The sequence below is a fragment of the Rhizobium sp. P1_B8 genome, assembly GCF_056406515.1.
Map to the genome: position 1 here is coordinate 297,437 of NZ_JBFTZZ010000002.1, position 14,708 is coordinate 312,144.

Annotated in this window: 12 protein-coding genes and 1 pseudogene; 9 read left to right on the forward strand and 4 right to left on the reverse strand. The window is 62.1% G+C overall.

Annotated features, from left to right (window positions below):
• Positions 1–75 precede the first annotated feature (75 nt).
• From AC1D2N_RS05150 to AC1D2N_RS05160, 3 genes are all read right to left on the reverse strand, one after another.
• A complete protein-coding gene (locus tag AC1D2N_RS05150; protein WP_130653870.1) occupies positions 76–1,107 on the reverse strand; it encodes an aldo/keto reductase in 1,032 nt (343 codons plus the stop codon).
• 222 nt (positions 1,108–1,329) lie between these two features.
• Entirely contained in the window at positions 1,330–2,598 is a 1,269-nt protein-coding gene (locus AC1D2N_RS05155) for a flavin monoamine oxidase family protein (RefSeq protein WP_130653871.1), read from the reverse strand.
• Between the two features lie 62 nt (positions 2,599–2,660).
• Positions 2,661–3,173 (reverse strand): MarR family winged helix-turn-helix transcriptional regulator, encoded by a 513-nt coding sequence (locus tag AC1D2N_RS05160; protein WP_112908734.1) that lies wholly within the window; start codon positions 3,171–3,173, stop codon positions 2,661–2,663.
• On the opposite strand from AC1D2N_RS05160, the gene AC1D2N_RS05165 reads away from it, so the two are divergent.
• The 9 genes and pseudogenes from AC1D2N_RS05165 (at position 3,174) to AC1D2N_RS05205 (ending at position 11,411) form a co-directional block, all read left to right on the forward strand.
• Positions 3,174–4,064, forward strand: a complete 891-nt coding sequence (locus AC1D2N_RS05165) for a haloalkane dehalogenase (RefSeq protein ID WP_112908733.1) — start codon at positions 3,174–3,176, stop codon at positions 4,062–4,064.
• A 96-nt stretch (positions 4,065–4,160) separates the two neighbouring features.
• Positions 4,161–4,665: pseudogene (locus AC1D2N_RS05170) on the forward strand (class I SAM-dependent methyltransferase).
• A gap of 124 nt (positions 4,666–4,789) precedes the next feature.
• Complete coding sequence (locus AC1D2N_RS05175) at positions 4,790–5,464, forward strand: response regulator transcription factor (RefSeq protein WP_112908731.1); 675 nt, start codon at positions 4,790–4,792, stop codon at positions 5,462–5,464.
• Complete coding sequence (locus AC1D2N_RS05180) at positions 5,461–6,840, forward strand: sensor histidine kinase (protein WP_112908730.1); 1,380 nt, start codon at positions 5,461–5,463, stop codon at positions 6,838–6,840. The genes AC1D2N_RS05175 and AC1D2N_RS05180 overlap by 4 nt, the downstream gene beginning before the upstream one ends.
• A 94-nt stretch (positions 6,841–6,934) precedes the next feature.
• Positions 6,935–7,915, forward strand: coding sequence for a 3'-5' exonuclease (locus tag AC1D2N_RS05185; protein ID WP_130729780.1), 981 nt, complete (start codon positions 6,935–6,937; stop codon positions 7,913–7,915).
• Positions 7,916–8,105: 190 nt separating this feature from the next.
• Positions 8,106–8,252 (forward strand): DUF1127 domain-containing protein, encoded by a 147-nt coding sequence (locus AC1D2N_RS05190; protein ID WP_003548073.1) that lies wholly within the window; start codon positions 8,106–8,108, stop codon positions 8,250–8,252.
• A 624-nt stretch (positions 8,253–8,876) separates the two neighbouring features.
• Positions 8,877–9,713: a 5-dehydro-4-deoxy-D-glucuronate isomerase gene (gene kduI / locus AC1D2N_RS05195; protein ID WP_018448657.1), complete on the forward strand. Its 837-nt coding sequence runs from the start codon at positions 8,877–8,879 to the stop codon at positions 9,711–9,713.
• Positions 9,710–10,474, forward strand: a complete 765-nt coding sequence (gene kduD / locus AC1D2N_RS05200) for a 2-dehydro-3-deoxy-D-gluconate 5-dehydrogenase KduD (RefSeq protein WP_018246117.1) — start codon at positions 9,710–9,712, stop codon at positions 10,472–10,474. Before kduI ends, kduD begins: the two co-directional genes overlap by 4 nt.
• Before the next feature lie 196 nt (positions 10,475–10,670).
• A complete protein-coding gene (locus AC1D2N_RS05205) occupies positions 10,671–11,411 on the forward strand; it encodes a FadR/GntR family transcriptional regulator (protein WP_018448656.1) in 741 nt (246 codons plus the stop codon).
• 6 nt (positions 11,412–11,417) lie between these two features.
• Here AC1D2N_RS05205 and AC1D2N_RS05210 read toward each other — a convergent pair whose 3' ends face one another.
• Positions 11,418–14,705: a GH36-type glycosyl hydrolase domain-containing protein gene (locus AC1D2N_RS05210; RefSeq protein WP_130653873.1), complete on the reverse strand. Its 3,288-nt coding sequence runs from the start codon at positions 14,703–14,705 to the stop codon at positions 11,418–11,420.
• Between the last annotated feature and the right edge of the window lie 3 nt (positions 14,706–14,708).

Consider the following 14,708-nt stretch of genomic DNA (forward strand, 5'->3'; position numbering starts at 1 on the left):
TCCTGAACCTGGGACATCCTGTCCGCTTCTGCGAGAAGCGGACAGGGGTTCGTTCAATCAGAGCTGAAGGAAGGTTCAGCGGCCGCCCTCGATCTTGCGGTGGCGCTGGTTGATGCCGCCCTTGCCGTAGGGGTAGTCGAAAGGCTGAGGCGCGCTCACCTCATTCAGCCTCGCCATGTCGTCGTCGGAAAGCTTGAGTTTCATGGCACCGAGATTGTCGGCGAGCTGTTCCGGCGTGCGGGCGCCGAGGATGACCGAGGTGATCGCCGGCTGGGCCGCCGTCCAGGCGAGCGCTACCTGCGCCATGCTGACGCCGTGCGCCTTGGCAATCTGCTCGACGACGCCGATGATCGCCCAGGTTCGTTCCAGCGCATTACGTGGCGCATAGGATTCGCCGCCGCGATTGGGGTTTTCGCCGAGGCGGGTGGCGCCCGTCGGCATCTCATCGCGCTTGTATTTGCCGGTCAACCAGCCGCCGCCGAGCGGTGACCATGGCAGCATACCCATGCCGGCATCTTGGCAGGCTGCGACAATCTCGAGCTCGATGTCGCGCACCAGCAGGTTATATTGCGGCTGCAGCGTCACCGGGCGGGTGTAACCCCGCGCCTTGGCGATCTCCGAGGCTTTGGCGATGTGCCAGCCGACATAATTGGAAAAGCCGTAATAGCCGATCTTGCCGGAGGAGACCGCATCGTCGAGGAAGCGCAGGGTCTCTTCGATCGGCGTCAGCGCATCCCAGGCATGCATCTGGTAGAGGTCGATCTGCTCGAGGCCGAGACGGCGGAGCGAATCGTCGAGCGCCTGGCCGAGATGCCGGCGCGACAAGCCGATATCGTTGGGTCCGTTGCCCATCGGAAAGCGCCCCTTGGTGGCGACGATCGCCTGGCGGGCCTCGGTCGGACGCGCCTTCAGCCAACGTCCGATGATCTCTTCAGACTTGCCGGCGCTGTAGACATCGGCGGTATCGATGAAATTGCCGCCCCAGGCGAAATAATCGTCGAGGAGCTTGTGCGAGGCGGCCTCATCGGCCTCCGCGCCGAAGGTCATGGTGCCGAGGCAATAGGCGGTGACGACGGTCCCGCTGGGACCGAGCTTGCGATAGTCCATTTCTTCCTCCTCATGCAGATACCCGCAGCCGACACGCAAACGGTCGGGGTAGAAGCCGGGGGCTCCTGCAATCTATGACAATATTGTGCTTGAGGCGGCCGCTTGCCGCCGGATGACGTATAGCGCCCCAGGCTGGGAGCACAGGGGCCAAGGGGAGCATAACCAATCACGCCCGCGCGACAAGTGAGAAAAAAATATTCCTGCCGTCGCGGCCGGCGACGATCACGGATTTTGCAAAAACGAGCTGGCGATCAGATCGGCTGCGGCGACGCCGGTCTCGTAGGCGCCGTGCGCCGTCGAATAACGCAACTTCGAACAGGCCTCGCCGGCAAAGAAGATCCGCTCGTCATGCGGCGCTGCGAGACGCCCGCGCAGATCGGAGGCGCCGGGTTCGGCATAGGAATAGGAGCCGCCGATATGGGGCGCTGCGGCCCAGGCCGACATTGCCGCCACCGACAACTCCTTGCGGATATCCGCGCCAAAATGTGCCGCCAGTTCATCTCCGGCGAAGGAGATGGCGGCCTCTCTGCCTTGCCCCTCCAGATCATGCGCGAGGTCAGCGGCGAAATAGGCCTCGACGACGGGCGCGCCGAACGGCCGGAGCTGATAGGTGCCGGTTGCGCCGCGACCGGTGGAGCCGAGCATATGCGTATCCGCCGGCAGCGCCTGCTGATTTGCGAGCCTCAGGAAGAGCTTGTCGGCGAGCCCTAGGGGCAAACGGGCTGCGGCCTCGATCTTCTCCGGCAAAGGCGGGTCGAAGGCGATCTTGCCGGCGGCAAGCACATTCGTTGAAACGGTCACCACCACCGCGCGGGCACTCAGCACACCCTGGTTCGTCTCGATGCCGATGCGGCCGGCATGACGATGGTCGATGCGCGTCACCGCGGTGCCGAGCTTTGCCCGAACCGGCTTGCCGTAAAGCGAGACCAGCGTTCCATAGCCCTCGCGTACCCGCCAGTCAGGGCCGGGGCCGGGATCGTATCTGTTGTAATCGACGACCGACGACCGCTCCAGTTCGGCACCGGTGATATAGGTGCCGATCGCCCGGATCTGGCCATTCCAGGGGTTGCCGGGCTCGAGCATTTCGGCCATGGCTGCGTCATTCCCCTCATGGCTCTCGAGGCGCTCGAAATAGGCGCCGATCGCCTTCCTTGCGGCATGCGCCTCCGCGCCATCCCGCTGAAGCCGCCGTCCGCCATCGTTCCAGGGTGCCGGCGTACGGTCGACCGTCAGTCCGACCTCGCCGGCGATCGCAGTCCAGGCGTTGGTCCGCGCGCCATGCAGCCAGCCGCAGCCCAGATCGAGCGCGATATCGGCGTCAGGCAGTCCGACCGTCCAGGCGCGCCCGCCGAGACGATCGCCGGCTTCAATCAGGAGGATGGAAAGATCCGGGCGGATGGCCTGCAGGCGACGAGCGGCGGCGATGCCGGCGGCACCGGCGCCGATGATGACGACATCCTCTTCGACGCCCTTGCTGTTGTCACCCGGCATGTATTTTCCTTTGGTCGTGCGACGGTTAAGTGGAAAGGGTCGTCTCAAGCCAGCCCCGCCTGCTATTGCAGTTGCTCCAGCAGCCGCCGGAGTGCTGTCCGCAGATCATCCATCTGCTGCGGGCTGGTCAAGGCGGCCCAGCTTTCATCGACGCGCCGGCCCGCCGCCATTGCTATCGGCCTGACCCCCTGGCCTTTTTCCGTCAAAAACACTAGCCGGCCACGCCGATCGTTCGGATCCGGCCGGCGCTCGACATAACCCAGGCGCTCGAGTTCCTCGACAGCCTGCGTCATCGTCTGCTTACGCACCCGGGCGAGCTTGGTCAGCTCGCTGACCTGGATGCCCTCGGGCCGCGCGAAAGTGAAAACGTTGGCATGCGGTGGGCGGATATCGCCGTAGCCGGCCTCATCGAGTGCCGCTTCGACGGCCTGCGTCCAATGCTGATGGACCAGACGCAACAACAGGCCAAGGGAAGAAGACGACATGAAACCCCGCGCAACAATATAGACAGGTAACTGTCTATATGATAAATGGACAGCCACCTGCCTATATAGCACGAAAGCGCGGAGCTCCATATGCCGACCATCGATATTCTCACCTCGTTCATCTCCTATGAGGAACTGGGGGAGGGCGACCCGATCGTCTTCCTTCACGGCAATCCCACCTCATCGCATCTCTGGCGGAATATCATGCCCGTTATCGGGCCTGGCCGCTGCCTGGCGCCCGATCTCATCGGCATGGGACGATCCGGCAAACCCGATATCGGCTATCGCTATGGCGATCACATCGCCTATCTCGACGCCTGGTTCGATGCGCTCGACCTCGACGACGTCGTGCTCGTCGGCCACGACTGGGGCGGCGCGCTGGCATTCGACTGGGCTTCACGCCACGCCGAACGGGTGCGCGGCATCGCCTTCATGGAAACCATCGTGCGGCCGATGAGCTGGGAGGATCTGCCAGGTGGGGGAAAAGCGCGTTATGAACTGTTGCGGGGTACGGGAACCGGCGAGGCCAAGGTTCTCGACGAAAATTTCTTCATCGAACAGGCTTTGCGCGCGACCACGCTGAAAGGGCTCAGCGATGCCGACTGGGACGTCTACCGCGCACCCTATCCGGAGCGTGAAAGCCGGCGCCCGCTGCTAGAATGGCCGCGCGCCATGCCGATCAACGGCGAGCCGGCCGATGTCGTCGCCAGGATCGAGGCCTATGACCGATGGCTTGCTGCTAGTCCCCAAACTCCCAAGCTGCTGCTGACCTTCGACGGGCCTGCCGAAACGCTATTGATCGGCAGCGAGATGATTTCGTGGTGCCGCGATACCATCGCCGGCCTGGAAATCAGGGGCTGCGGGCCAGCGCGCCACATTGCCCCCGAGGACCAGCCCGAGGCGATTGCCGCCGAAATCAAAGGCTGGATCGATCGGAAGGGGCTCAGAACAGCGCAGCGGAAGGTCGCGTCTCAGGCATAAAAATCAGCGTCTGCGTCACAGTGAATGCGACCTGACAGACTGTTGCAATGTTGAGCCGGTTCATGGGTGGGATCAATCAGCCACTGTGAAGGTCCAATGCCACGTTTCGATCGACGCTTTCTTCTTGCCTGGCTTCGCGCGCCGCTGCGCATCGCCTCGATCACGCCATCGGCCCCCCGCCTTGCGGGCCTGATGACCAAGGAAATTTCTGCGCTAACCGGGCCGGTTCTCGAACTCGGCCCGGGCACCGGCGTTTTCACCGCGGCCCTTTTGGAACGCGGCATTGCCGAGCGGGATCTGACGCTGGTCGAATACGAACGGGATTTCGCCACGTTGCTTCAAGACCGCTTTCCCGATGCCAGGGTGCTGCAGCTGGACGTGCGAGAGATGTGGAAGACGGCCCTTTCCAGAGGTTTCTTCGGCGGCGTCGTCAGCGGGCTTCTACGGCCCAAAATGCCCTGTGCCCGTCGAAATCCTCGACTCCCTCAGTCTCGTCTCAAAGAGGATCGGTTGGACCCTGCGCAATATCCCGCCGGCTGCAGTCTATCGCATCAGCCGCAGGTACCAGCCAATGGCCCTGATCGAGCAGCGCCGTGCATGATGATGGATACGATCCTTTGCTACGAGGCGGGCGATCTTGCATTCGATGCGCGACCGCTGCTGCGGGCCTCGCTGAGGTGATATGGTCTCCTCCTGTAGATCGACGGCCCCGATAGGAATGAGAGATGCGCATATTACTGATCGAGGACGAACCTCAAATGGCCGTGGCGCTCCGGGGGGCGCTCACCAGGCACGACATGGTGATGGATCATGTTTCGACCCTATGCGACGCCGAGCTGGTGATCGGCGACGGCGCCTACGACGCCGTCCTCCTGGATCGGCAACTGCCCGACGGCGACGGCCTTGAACTCATTCCGAAGATCCGCAATAGGGGGCTGACGCTGCCAATCATCGTCATTACCGCCAAGGGAGAGGTTCCAGACAAGATCACCGGCCTTGAGACCGGCGCTGACGATTACCTCGCCAAGCCCTTCGTCTTCGACGAACTTCTGGCGCGACTGCGTGCCGTCATGCGCCGCTCAGAAACCTTGCGCCCGGCGCTGATCACGATCGGCCGGCTTTCGTTCGATCCGACCTATTGCGACATCATCGTCTGCGGCCAGCGTCTGGAAATGCCACGCCGGGAGGCGCTGGTGCTCGAATGCCTGGTGCGCCGGGCCGGTCGAATGGTGCCGCGGCCGGCCTTGATGGAGGCGGTCTTCGGATTCGACGACGAAATCCAGTCGAACGCGCTCGATTCCCATATATCGCGGCTGCGGCGCAAGCTGGCAGCGTCGCAAGCGGGCGTGGTCATCAACGTTATCCGGGGCGTGGGTTATCTCCTGCGTGAAGCATCATGAGCAAACGATGCTCCTATTCGCTGCACAAGCGACTGTTCTGGCGGCTTCTCGCCGTACAGTCGGTCGTGCTCATCCTGGTGATGATCGTGCTGATTTCGGTCGGGAAGATCTTCGACTACAGGTCGACGGAGGGCACGATCGAGATCCTGCGCCAAGCCGTCTTCCGCCAGCCCACCGGAGAGTTGAGCCTGAGGGAAACGCAGGATCTGCGACAGCTACGGAAAGATGCGCCCGATCTCTGGTACACCATTCGCGACATGCAGGGACATGTTTTGACCGAGGGCCGGATTCCGGAAGAATATGCCACCATCGGCAATACGCTCGATCATGTCGGCCAGGCGAGGTTCGGCTCGAATCTCGGCGACCACGACCGTCCGGCTGTCCGAATGAAGTGGATTGCGACGGATGGTGGACAGGTGCAGTTTCTGACGGGCACCGACGGCCCCAACTCGCTCACCTTCATCCTGTATGGCGTTTCGCTGATCCTTGCGAAGCTTGTTATTCCCATCGTCGCCGTGATGGCGTTGGGTGCTTTGATCGCAACGCCGCTTGTCGTGCGAAGGTCGCTGGTCGGGATCGACCAGGCCGCGCTCGAGGCCGATACGATCGATATCGACCAGCGCGGCGGCCGGCTTTCGGCCAACGATATTCCCGAAGAGATCGCGCCGCTGGTGCGCGCCGTCAACCGTGCGCTCGGCCGTCTCGACGAGGGTTACGAGCGGCAGGAACGGTTTCTGACCGACGCCGCCCATGAGCTGCGCACGCCGATCGCCATTCTGAATACGAGAATTGGATCCCTGCCGCACAGTTCGATCAAGACCGACCTGTTGGAAGATGCCGCAAGGCTTGCCGTTCTCACCGAGCAGATGCTCGATCTTCAGCGACTGAAGCAGGGCAAGGTCCAATTCACCAAGGTCGATCTCGGCCAGCTGGCGAGGAAGGTCATCATCGAAATGGCGCCGCTGGCCTTTGCCGCCGGCTATACGGTGCAGTTCGATGTCGACGGCGCCGGCGAGATCGAGGGCGATTCTCTGGCCCTGCAACGCGCCCTGATGAACATCCTGCAGAACGCGATCAACCACGGCGGCAGGAAAGGCATCATCGCGTTGACCGCCGGCTGCAACTGGATCGAGGTCAGCGACGAGGGACCGGGCATTCCCGCCGATATGCGGGATCGGATATTCGAGCCCTTCTTCAAGCGCCATCACGACGGACGCGGCGCCGGACTTGGCCTCAATCTCGTTCGTGACATACTGCGCATGCACGGCGGCGATGTGACGATCGACAACCGCAATCCCGGCGCAGTCTGCCGGCTGAACTTCCCGCTGGACAAAACGGCAGGCGTTCATACGCCGCCGCGCCTGGCGACTGCATAATTCAAAGGGCTACCGCGTCTTTTGTGGCTCGCGAAAAGACGCGCGGAGCCGTCGTGCGATGGATTAAATCGCGTCTCCGTGACATATAGAGTCGATGAGCGTGCACAGAGATTCGCAACTCGACATGTTTGCCGAGGCATCGCCCGCGATTGCCAAGGTGCGCGGTCCAGCGCGCCGGCAACCTTCCCAACCGACCGCCTACTCTGATGAAGACATGGCGCGGACGCTGGAAGAGAGCGGCAACTATCGCATCTTGAGAAAGCTGGCCGCCCGGCCGGTTGCGTCAGTCAGGCGGCCCGAGTTTTCACAGCTCGGCGTCATTCTCGATACGGAGACCACAGGTCTCAACCACCGCAGCGACGAGATCATCGAAATCGGCGCCGTCGCCTTCACGTTCAACGATGACGGGGCAATCGGCGATATCATCAGCATTTATGGCGGCCTGCAACAGCCGTCCCGACCGATCCCGCCCGAGATCACCCGGCTGACGGGTATCACCGATGCGATGGTCGAAGGACAGCTCATCGATATCCAATCTCTGAGAGCGCTGATCGAACCGGCGGATCTGATCATTGCCCACAATGCCGGGTTCGACCGGCCGTTCTGCGAGGCCTTCTCGACGATTTTCGCCGGCAAGGCCTGGGCATGCTCGGTTTCGGAGATCGACTGGAGCGCCCGCGGCTTCGAGGGCACGAAACTCGGCTATCTCGTCGGCCAGGCCGGGTATTTCCATGAAGGCCATCGCGCCGTGGACGACTGCCACGCGCTCCTGGAAATCCTCGATCGAGAGCAGCGCGACGGTGAAAGCCCGTTCACCGAGCTCTACCGCGCCAGCCAGCGCTCGCGCATCCGCATCTTTGCCGAACACAGCCCGTTCGAGATGAAAGACCACCTGAAGGCGAGGGGTTATCGCTGGTCTGACGGCAGCGATGGCCGTCTGAAGTCCTGGTGGATAGAAGTCGGCGAAGAGGATCTCGGCGACGAGCTTTCCTATCTGCGTTCGGAAATTTACCGGTGGAAAGAAGCGGAGCCGCCGATCGTGCGGCTGACGGCCTTCGATCGTTTCAAACTCTGACCGCTAAGCGGTTCGGATCCTGATCGGGAAATCGCTACCAGATATGACGATCCATGCAATTACTGCATAGGTGCAGTGATGCATTGGCGCTGTAATAGTCAGAGGTCCGATATTATATACAACTCATCGAAGCGAACGAAGCGTCAAGGACTGGCAGCTGAGCTTCGAAAGCCCACGAAAGGGGATCATCATGAACGTAGCACGCTCTTTCAATAACTGGCGCAAGTACCGTCAGACGGTCGCTGAACTGGGTCGTATGTCCGCACGCGAACTGGACGACCTCGGCATCGGCCGCAGCGAAATCCGCAACGTCGCCCGCGCGGCCATTGCCCGCTAACGGCAAATTAGACCAAGCATCTTCGAGACTATGCCAGCGCCTGCTTCCTCCCGAGCGGGCGCTTTGCTTTTGTGCGTCCGGCGGATGGAGCAGGGTGATCAAGCCGCCCGCTTTTCGCATAGCGCATAGCTGCATTGCAAAGAAATGCCTATCAACTGAGCAAGAAATAAGTATGATTATTTCTATCGAAGCGATGCACCTCCTCCCGCGTCCCTTCGATATACAGGCGCCCCATCCTCCTCCCAGGGTCGTCTGTGGAATGACAGCACTCCTCCTCCCAGCTGTCGTTCGGTTTTTTTCGAAAGCCTGCCGCATCTCCTCCCGCGGCAGGCTTTTTCGTTTTGGCCCAAGAAAATACCGGCCCGTGCCGAAGCGGCCGCTTGCGATCATCGCTTGATGATGGCGTCATCATCTCCGCAAATTCTCCTGTCTATTCCCAGATTTTCTTTCGTGCTCTTGCGGGCCTTGCGTCTCCTCAAGCGAGCGCCGACAAACCTGTTGACACCAAACTTGTCGTACAACTATGTAACCGGATGGATACCGCCGCAGCGGAACAGGCCGGACAAGACCGGCTTCCGCAATAGCGACGACCCCAAGCGACAATGAAGCGGAAGGAAAATTGACATGCAGATCGACGTGAGGCACGCCTCCCATCCAGAGGCCGTGCGTGATTTCGACACGGAGACGCTGCGGCGTCACTTTCTGGTGGAAACCGTCTTCGCGAGCGGCGAGATCCGGCTCACATATTCGCATTATGACCGAATGGTCATCGGCGGCGCGACGCCGCTCGGCCCCGGGCTGACGCTGACGGCGCCGACGGCGATCGGACAGGAAACCTTCCTTGCCGAACGTGAACTCGGCGCCCTGAACATCGGTGGTGCCGGCCGCATCATCGTCGACGGCACGAATTACGATCTTGCCAAATATGATTGCCTGTATGTCGGCAAGGGTGCCAAGGACGTCAGCTTCGAGAGCGCGGATGCTGCCAATCCGGCAAAGTTCTATCTGGTCTCGACGCCAGCGCATCAAGCCCATCCAACCGTGTTGCTCACCCGCGAAAAGGCCCGTCACCTGACGCCGGGCGAAGCCGCCACAGCCAACAAGCGGTCGATCTACCAGTTCATCCACCCGGAAGTCTGCCAATCCTGCCAACTCACCCTGGGCTTCACCATGATCGAACCGGGCAGCGTCTGGAACACCATGCCGGCCCATACGCATGACCGCCGCATGGAAGCCTATCTCTATTTCGATCTCGAAGCGGAACAGCGTGTGTTCCACTTCATGGGCGAGCCGCAGCAGACCCGGCATATGCTTGTCGCCAACGAACAAGCGGTTATCTCGCCGCCCTGGTCGATCCATTCGGGCGCCGGCACCAAGAATTACAGCTTCATCTGGGCGATGGCCGGCGACAATAAGAGCTTTACCGACATGGACCATATCGCCATTGCGGATCTGAGGTGAGCGTCGTGGCAAATCCCTTCGACCTTTCCGGCCGGGTTGCCGTCGTCACCGGCGCCAATACAGGGCTCGGCCAGGCCATCGCGGCCGCGCTGGCAGCGGCCGGTGCGTCGATCGTCGCCGTCGGACGCTCCTCAATGGACGAAACCGAGGCGCTGGTGAAGGAAGCGGGAAGCCGCTTTCATGTCGTCAAGGCCGATCTTGCCAGCATCGAACCGGTCAAGGGGATCGTCACTGAGACCATCCAAACCTTCGGCGGCCTCGACATCCTCGTCAACAATGCCGGCATCATCCGCCGCGCCGATGCGCTCGACTTCACCGAGGAAGACTGGGACGCGGTGATCGACGTCAACCTGAAGACTGCCTTCTTCCTGTCGCAGGCCGCCGGCCGCCACATGGTCGACAAGGGCAGGGGTAAGATCATCAACATCGCCTCGCTGCTCTCCTTCCAGGGCGGCATCCGGATCCCGTCCTATACCGCCTCGAAAAGTGGCCTCGCCGGACTGACCAAGCTGCTGGCCTGCGAATGGGCCGGCAAGGGCGTCAACGTCAACGCCATCGCCCCGGGCTATTTCGTGACCAACAACACGACAGCGCTGCGCGAGGATGCCGACCGCAATGCCGCCATCCTTGCCCGCATCCCGGCCGGGCGCTGGGGAACGCCGTCCGAACTCGGCGGTGCGGCCGTATTCCTGGCATCGTCGGCGTCCGACTACGTGCATGGAACGGTGCTGCCCGTCGATGGCGGTTGGCTGGCGCGCTGATCGGTCTCACGCCGTGCCTCTTTTCAGGCGCGCTAAGGATGCTCTATCGCTTCGATTCTCCGCATAACCCCGAAAATTGATTCCGGTTTTCGGGGTTATGCGCTAGGGCTGCTGCCCACCGCATCGGCGTGGATGCGGAATGCGAACAGGAAACGGGGTCGGCAAAGCCGCCTCGACACCAGGATTTCGAAACAGGATGGCAGATAAGGACAACGCGGTCTTCAATACCATTCAGCAGGCGCCGAACCTGCGCAGCAACCTTGCCGATATGTTGACGGCGCAAATCGAGTCCGGCGACCTGAAGCCCGGCCAGCGCCTGCCGACCGAACAGGCGATCATGACGGCGACCGGCGTCAGCCGGACGATCGTTCGCGAAGCCCTCGCCGCCCTGCGTGCAAAGGGGTTGATCACCACACGGCAAGGCCTTGGGGCTTTCGTCTCGAACGATCCGACACCGAGATCCTTCTCCATCATTCCGAACGACCTGCAGTCGATCGACGAGGTTCTGCGCGTGCTGGAGCTGCGCATGGGGATCGAATACGAAGCCGCCGGCCTTGCCGCGCTGCGGCGCACGCAGGAGGATATCGACCGCATGCAGGATCGTCTCGATGCCCTCGACAAGGCGCTTGAAGAGGGCGGATACGGCGCGCAGGAGGATTATGCCTTCCACAGGTCCATTCTGGTCGCGACACAGAACTCCTATTACGGCCGCCTCTTCGACACGTTCGGCAACATCATGGTGCCGCGGCAGTGGGCGCGCTTGGACAAGATGACATCGGCCGAGCGCAAGCGCCATGCGGCGCGCATGCGCAGGGAACACCATGCCATATTCGCGGCAATCCGCGACCGCGACGAATTCGCCGCGCGCCGCGCCATCCGAAGCCACCTGTCGAAGAGCGCCGCGCGCTTCGAGGAGTTGCGCGACGCTACGGCATAATCCTTTTCACACCTCAGGCTTCGGCCTCATCAGCCGCCGCCAGGCGGCGTGGTCGGTTTGCAGATCGACCGAGGCGTGGATCGCGGGAAGAAGCGGTTTGCGTTTGCGTCGGCCGAAGCGCCGTTTGAAGCCGAGGATATTTTCGACGAAGCTTCTGGTGTAGAGCCCGGGGCCGCTTGAATAGATGCGCCACCCACCGTCGACGGCGATCTCTCCCGCCTTGACCCGCTCCCATTCGGCCGCCGCCTGATAACGATCATGGAAAGCCGCGTCGCTGCTGCTGAAATAGGTATTGCGCTGGCGCAGCGAAGCATGCGGCAGCGCTGATGTGACTGAAATCGGATTGACGACGGCGATCGCCTTCCAGAGTTCGTCCACTTCCGCCTCCAGCGCCAGCGTCTCGCAGTAGCGCAGATGCGCATGTACATACATCAGCCCGATCTCGCGCCCGAAGAAGGAGGAGGATTCGGCGCGGCGAAACAGCGTCTCGGGGCCGCCGGCATAGGTCGCGGGCTTTTCCATCAGCCGCACGCCGTCGGGAAAGAGCAGATGCTCTTCGATCAGCTTCATATGATCGCGTCGCTGAACCGGCGTGAAGAGGCCGCCGAGCATCGCCTGCGTCATCGAGATCAGCGAGTAATGCAGCCCGGTGCGCCGGTCGCTCGGGTGCAGCAGCAATTCGACGCCATCATGGCTGGGATCGAAGATACCGTAGCCGGCAACGATACCGTCACGCACGAGATGGCGGTTGAAATCCCGGCGCATCGCCGTTGCGATCTTCCTCAAGCCCTTGGCCTTGTTGCCATGGCCGAGGCGGCGCAGGATCGCGGAATAACGGACGATCTGCTCGTAGAGCAAAGCAACGGTCCAGCTACTGACCATCCAGTCGCGCAGATGCGGATCGGCCGGCTGCAGGGAATCGTTCCAGTCTCCCTCGCCATAGCGGATCAGATTCGTTCCCGGGATGAAAGCTTCGCGAACGGTATCGAGCAGCTTCTCGACATGGATTGCGATGGTGTCGGGCTCCGGTGCCCTGGCCATCGTCTTTTCATCACGCCAGGAGACTTTCTCGTCGAGAATGGCGAGATCGCCGGTTGCTTCGATATAGTCGCAGAGCGCCTTCAGCGGCCAGACGATGATATCGCCGTGGCTGTCGCCCGCCCGGATATTGGCATAGGGCTCCAACATGAACCACTGCGGCCAGTCGCCTTTTTCCAGGTACTGTTCGCTGAAGACCGTCTTCAGCACCTCCTTGGCTTCGCGGTCATGCTCGTAGGCGAGCAGGAATTCGATCGGCCCCTGGCAGGCGTCGCGCGTACCCCAGGCAGCGCCGGTATATTGCTCGAGGCCGTGCGGCACGCTCAGATGCACAATGGCATCATGCGCGAGCCAGGGAAGCAGGGCCGTCTGCGCGGCAAGGTCGGGCGAGGTGCTGGCGATCGTCACGCCGCGCACGGCGTTCCGCCAGAATTTTGATGCCGGCGCAAGCATGGCATCACCGGTGATGCCGGCCTCATATCGTTGCGCCAGGCGCTCGGCCTCCGCCGCATCGGTCATCGAGCCGACGACGGCAAAGGAAAGCGTCTGCGTCGGTCGCGATCGCAGCGCGACGAAGGCGCCGTTGCGCGCCATCCCGTCGCTATAGAGCAACTCGTCGCCACCGATCTCCTCGATGGCATCGGGCGTCGAACTCACCAACCAATAGCTGGCATCGGGATAACGCTCGCCCCAGAGCCAGGCCGGGTCCGGCCGGAAAAGAATACGCTTGGCTAAGGTGTCGAATGCGATCTGCCCGCCCGCGTCATATTCGCGCTCGCCGAGCACGACATGACCAAACACCAGGAAGCGGCATGGCTCGCCCTCGACAGAGACGGTCCACTGCATCGCCGCATCCTCGCCGGAGGCGACTGCCGATACGATGATCGTGCGTTCGGAGAAGCGATAGATCCAGCGGCAATCGCTGAGTCCCATTTCGAAAGCCGACGGCACCGCCAGAAGCTGCCAGCCGGCGCCGATATCCGCCATGACGCGCAGCCCGCTGGCGCGCGTCAGATTGTAGGGGTCACGGGAGACGGAAAAGAGCTTGTGAAAAGACGTATTGCCGATCGTCAGCTGCGCCGCAAAAATGCCCTGCATCCAGCAGGTCGCGGCAAGCGTCGCATCATCGAGCAGCATATTCTCACCGCTTCTGACGATCGCGCCGTGACGGCGCGCCACGATGAGCTCCTTGTCGCGCAGGACCACATGCCGGTTCAAAACACCGTCCGACACGAAAAACGAAAGAAGCTTTCCGTCGACACGCTCTTCCAGGCTCCGCTCCGGATAGAGCTGGCTGATCGCCTTTTTATCCAGCGCCTCGGCCTTCAGCAGGGCAGCATCCTGAAGCAGGCTGCGGACCGGCGTGACCTCCTCGATATCGGCGGCCGCACTGTTGGTCGCCGCAAGCTCGTCAAGTCGTGAAAGGTCGGCATCGCTCGACGCCTCGGGATGATCGGCGGCGAAGACGGCAAAGAAGGTCGCGGTCACACCGCTTGCCGGCACGGAGAGCGATTTCGACTGGATGGCGGGACACGCCGTCTCTTGCTGCCGCCGTTTGCTCGGCAGGCTGGTGCCGAAGGCGCCGACCAGCTGATCGTCGAGGCGGTCCTTCGCCTGCACCAGCTGAATGGCATCCGTGGCATAGACAGCCGCCCCATCGCGGCAGCCTTGCACGAGCCAGGGGTTGCGGGCACCCGACTGCTTGAGATTTTGCCGGTTCATCACGACCGGGCCGAATGTCTTATGATCGGTGATATGGTGATCGACATATTGCGATGCATAGGCTTCGCTGTTCATCAGGAAGCCGCGGTCGCCGAGACCGACGTCCTGGATCAGTACCAGATCCACCGGCAGCGCTCCATCCTTCAGATGGCGGATGGAGACACGCCAGAACCAGGCCGTTTCGGAGGGATGAAGCTCGAGGCGGACGGTGTAGCCGATATCGCCTCTCTTGCCGCTCCAGGAGAAGCTCGTCGCATCGTGCCCGAAGCTGCCATTAGCGCGAGGCCCGACAATCTCAACGACATCAGGTGCCGCACCGCCGATGCGCAGATACAGCCGTCCGATGCCGCCGGTGAGCGGCGAGCCCTGGATCTGGTTGATCTGCACCGATCCCTTGTCGTCGGCATATTCGATGGCAAACAGCGTGCCGTTCGGCAGGGCCGCTATCGACAGGCCGGATCCGTTGCTGATCGTGAAGAGGCCAAGCTCTTCGCGTCGGGGCATTTGAAAACTGCGCGTAAGGTCCGTGGCCATTGA

Excerpts from the sequence above, each read along its gene's own strand:
- AC1D2N_RS05155 (WP_130653871.1), bottom strand. The coding sequence starts at position 2,598 with ATGCCGGGTGACAACAGCAAGGGCGTCGAAGAGGATGTCGTCATCATC.
- AC1D2N_RS05210 (WP_130653873.1), bottom strand. The coding sequence starts at position 14,705 with ATGGCCACGGACCTTACGCGCAGTTTTCAAATGCCCCGACGCGAAGAG.
- AC1D2N_RS05165 (WP_112908733.1), top strand. The coding sequence starts at position 3,174 with ATGCCGACCATCGATATTCTCACCTCGTTCATCTCCTATGAGGAACTG.
- kduI (WP_018448657.1), top strand. The coding sequence starts at position 8,877 with ATGCAGATCGACGTGAGGCACGCCTCCCATCCAGAGGCCGTGCGTGAT.
- AC1D2N_RS05175 (WP_112908731.1), top strand. The coding sequence starts at position 4,790 with ATGCGCATATTACTGATCGAGGACGAACCTCAAATGGCCGTGGCGCTC.
- AC1D2N_RS05185 (WP_130729780.1), top strand. The coding sequence starts at position 6,935 with ATGAGCGTGCACAGAGATTCGCAACTCGACATGTTTGCCGAGGCATCG.
- AC1D2N_RS05150 (WP_130653870.1), bottom strand. The coding sequence starts at position 1,107 with ATGGACTATCGCAAGCTCGGTCCCAGCGGGACCGTCGTCACCGCCTAT.
- AC1D2N_RS05160 (WP_112908734.1), bottom strand. The coding sequence starts at position 3,173 with ATGGAGCTCCGCGCTTTCGTGCTATATAGGCAGGTGGCTGTCCATTTA.
- AC1D2N_RS05180 (WP_112908730.1), top strand. The coding sequence starts at position 5,461 with ATGAGCAAACGATGCTCCTATTCGCTGCACAAGCGACTGTTCTGGCGG.
- AC1D2N_RS05205 (WP_018448656.1), top strand. The coding sequence starts at position 10,671 with ATGGCAGATAAGGACAACGCGGTCTTCAATACCATTCAGCAGGCGCCG.
- AC1D2N_RS05190 (WP_003548073.1), top strand. The coding sequence starts at position 8,106 with ATGAACGTAGCACGCTCTTTCAATAACTGGCGCAAGTACCGTCAGACG.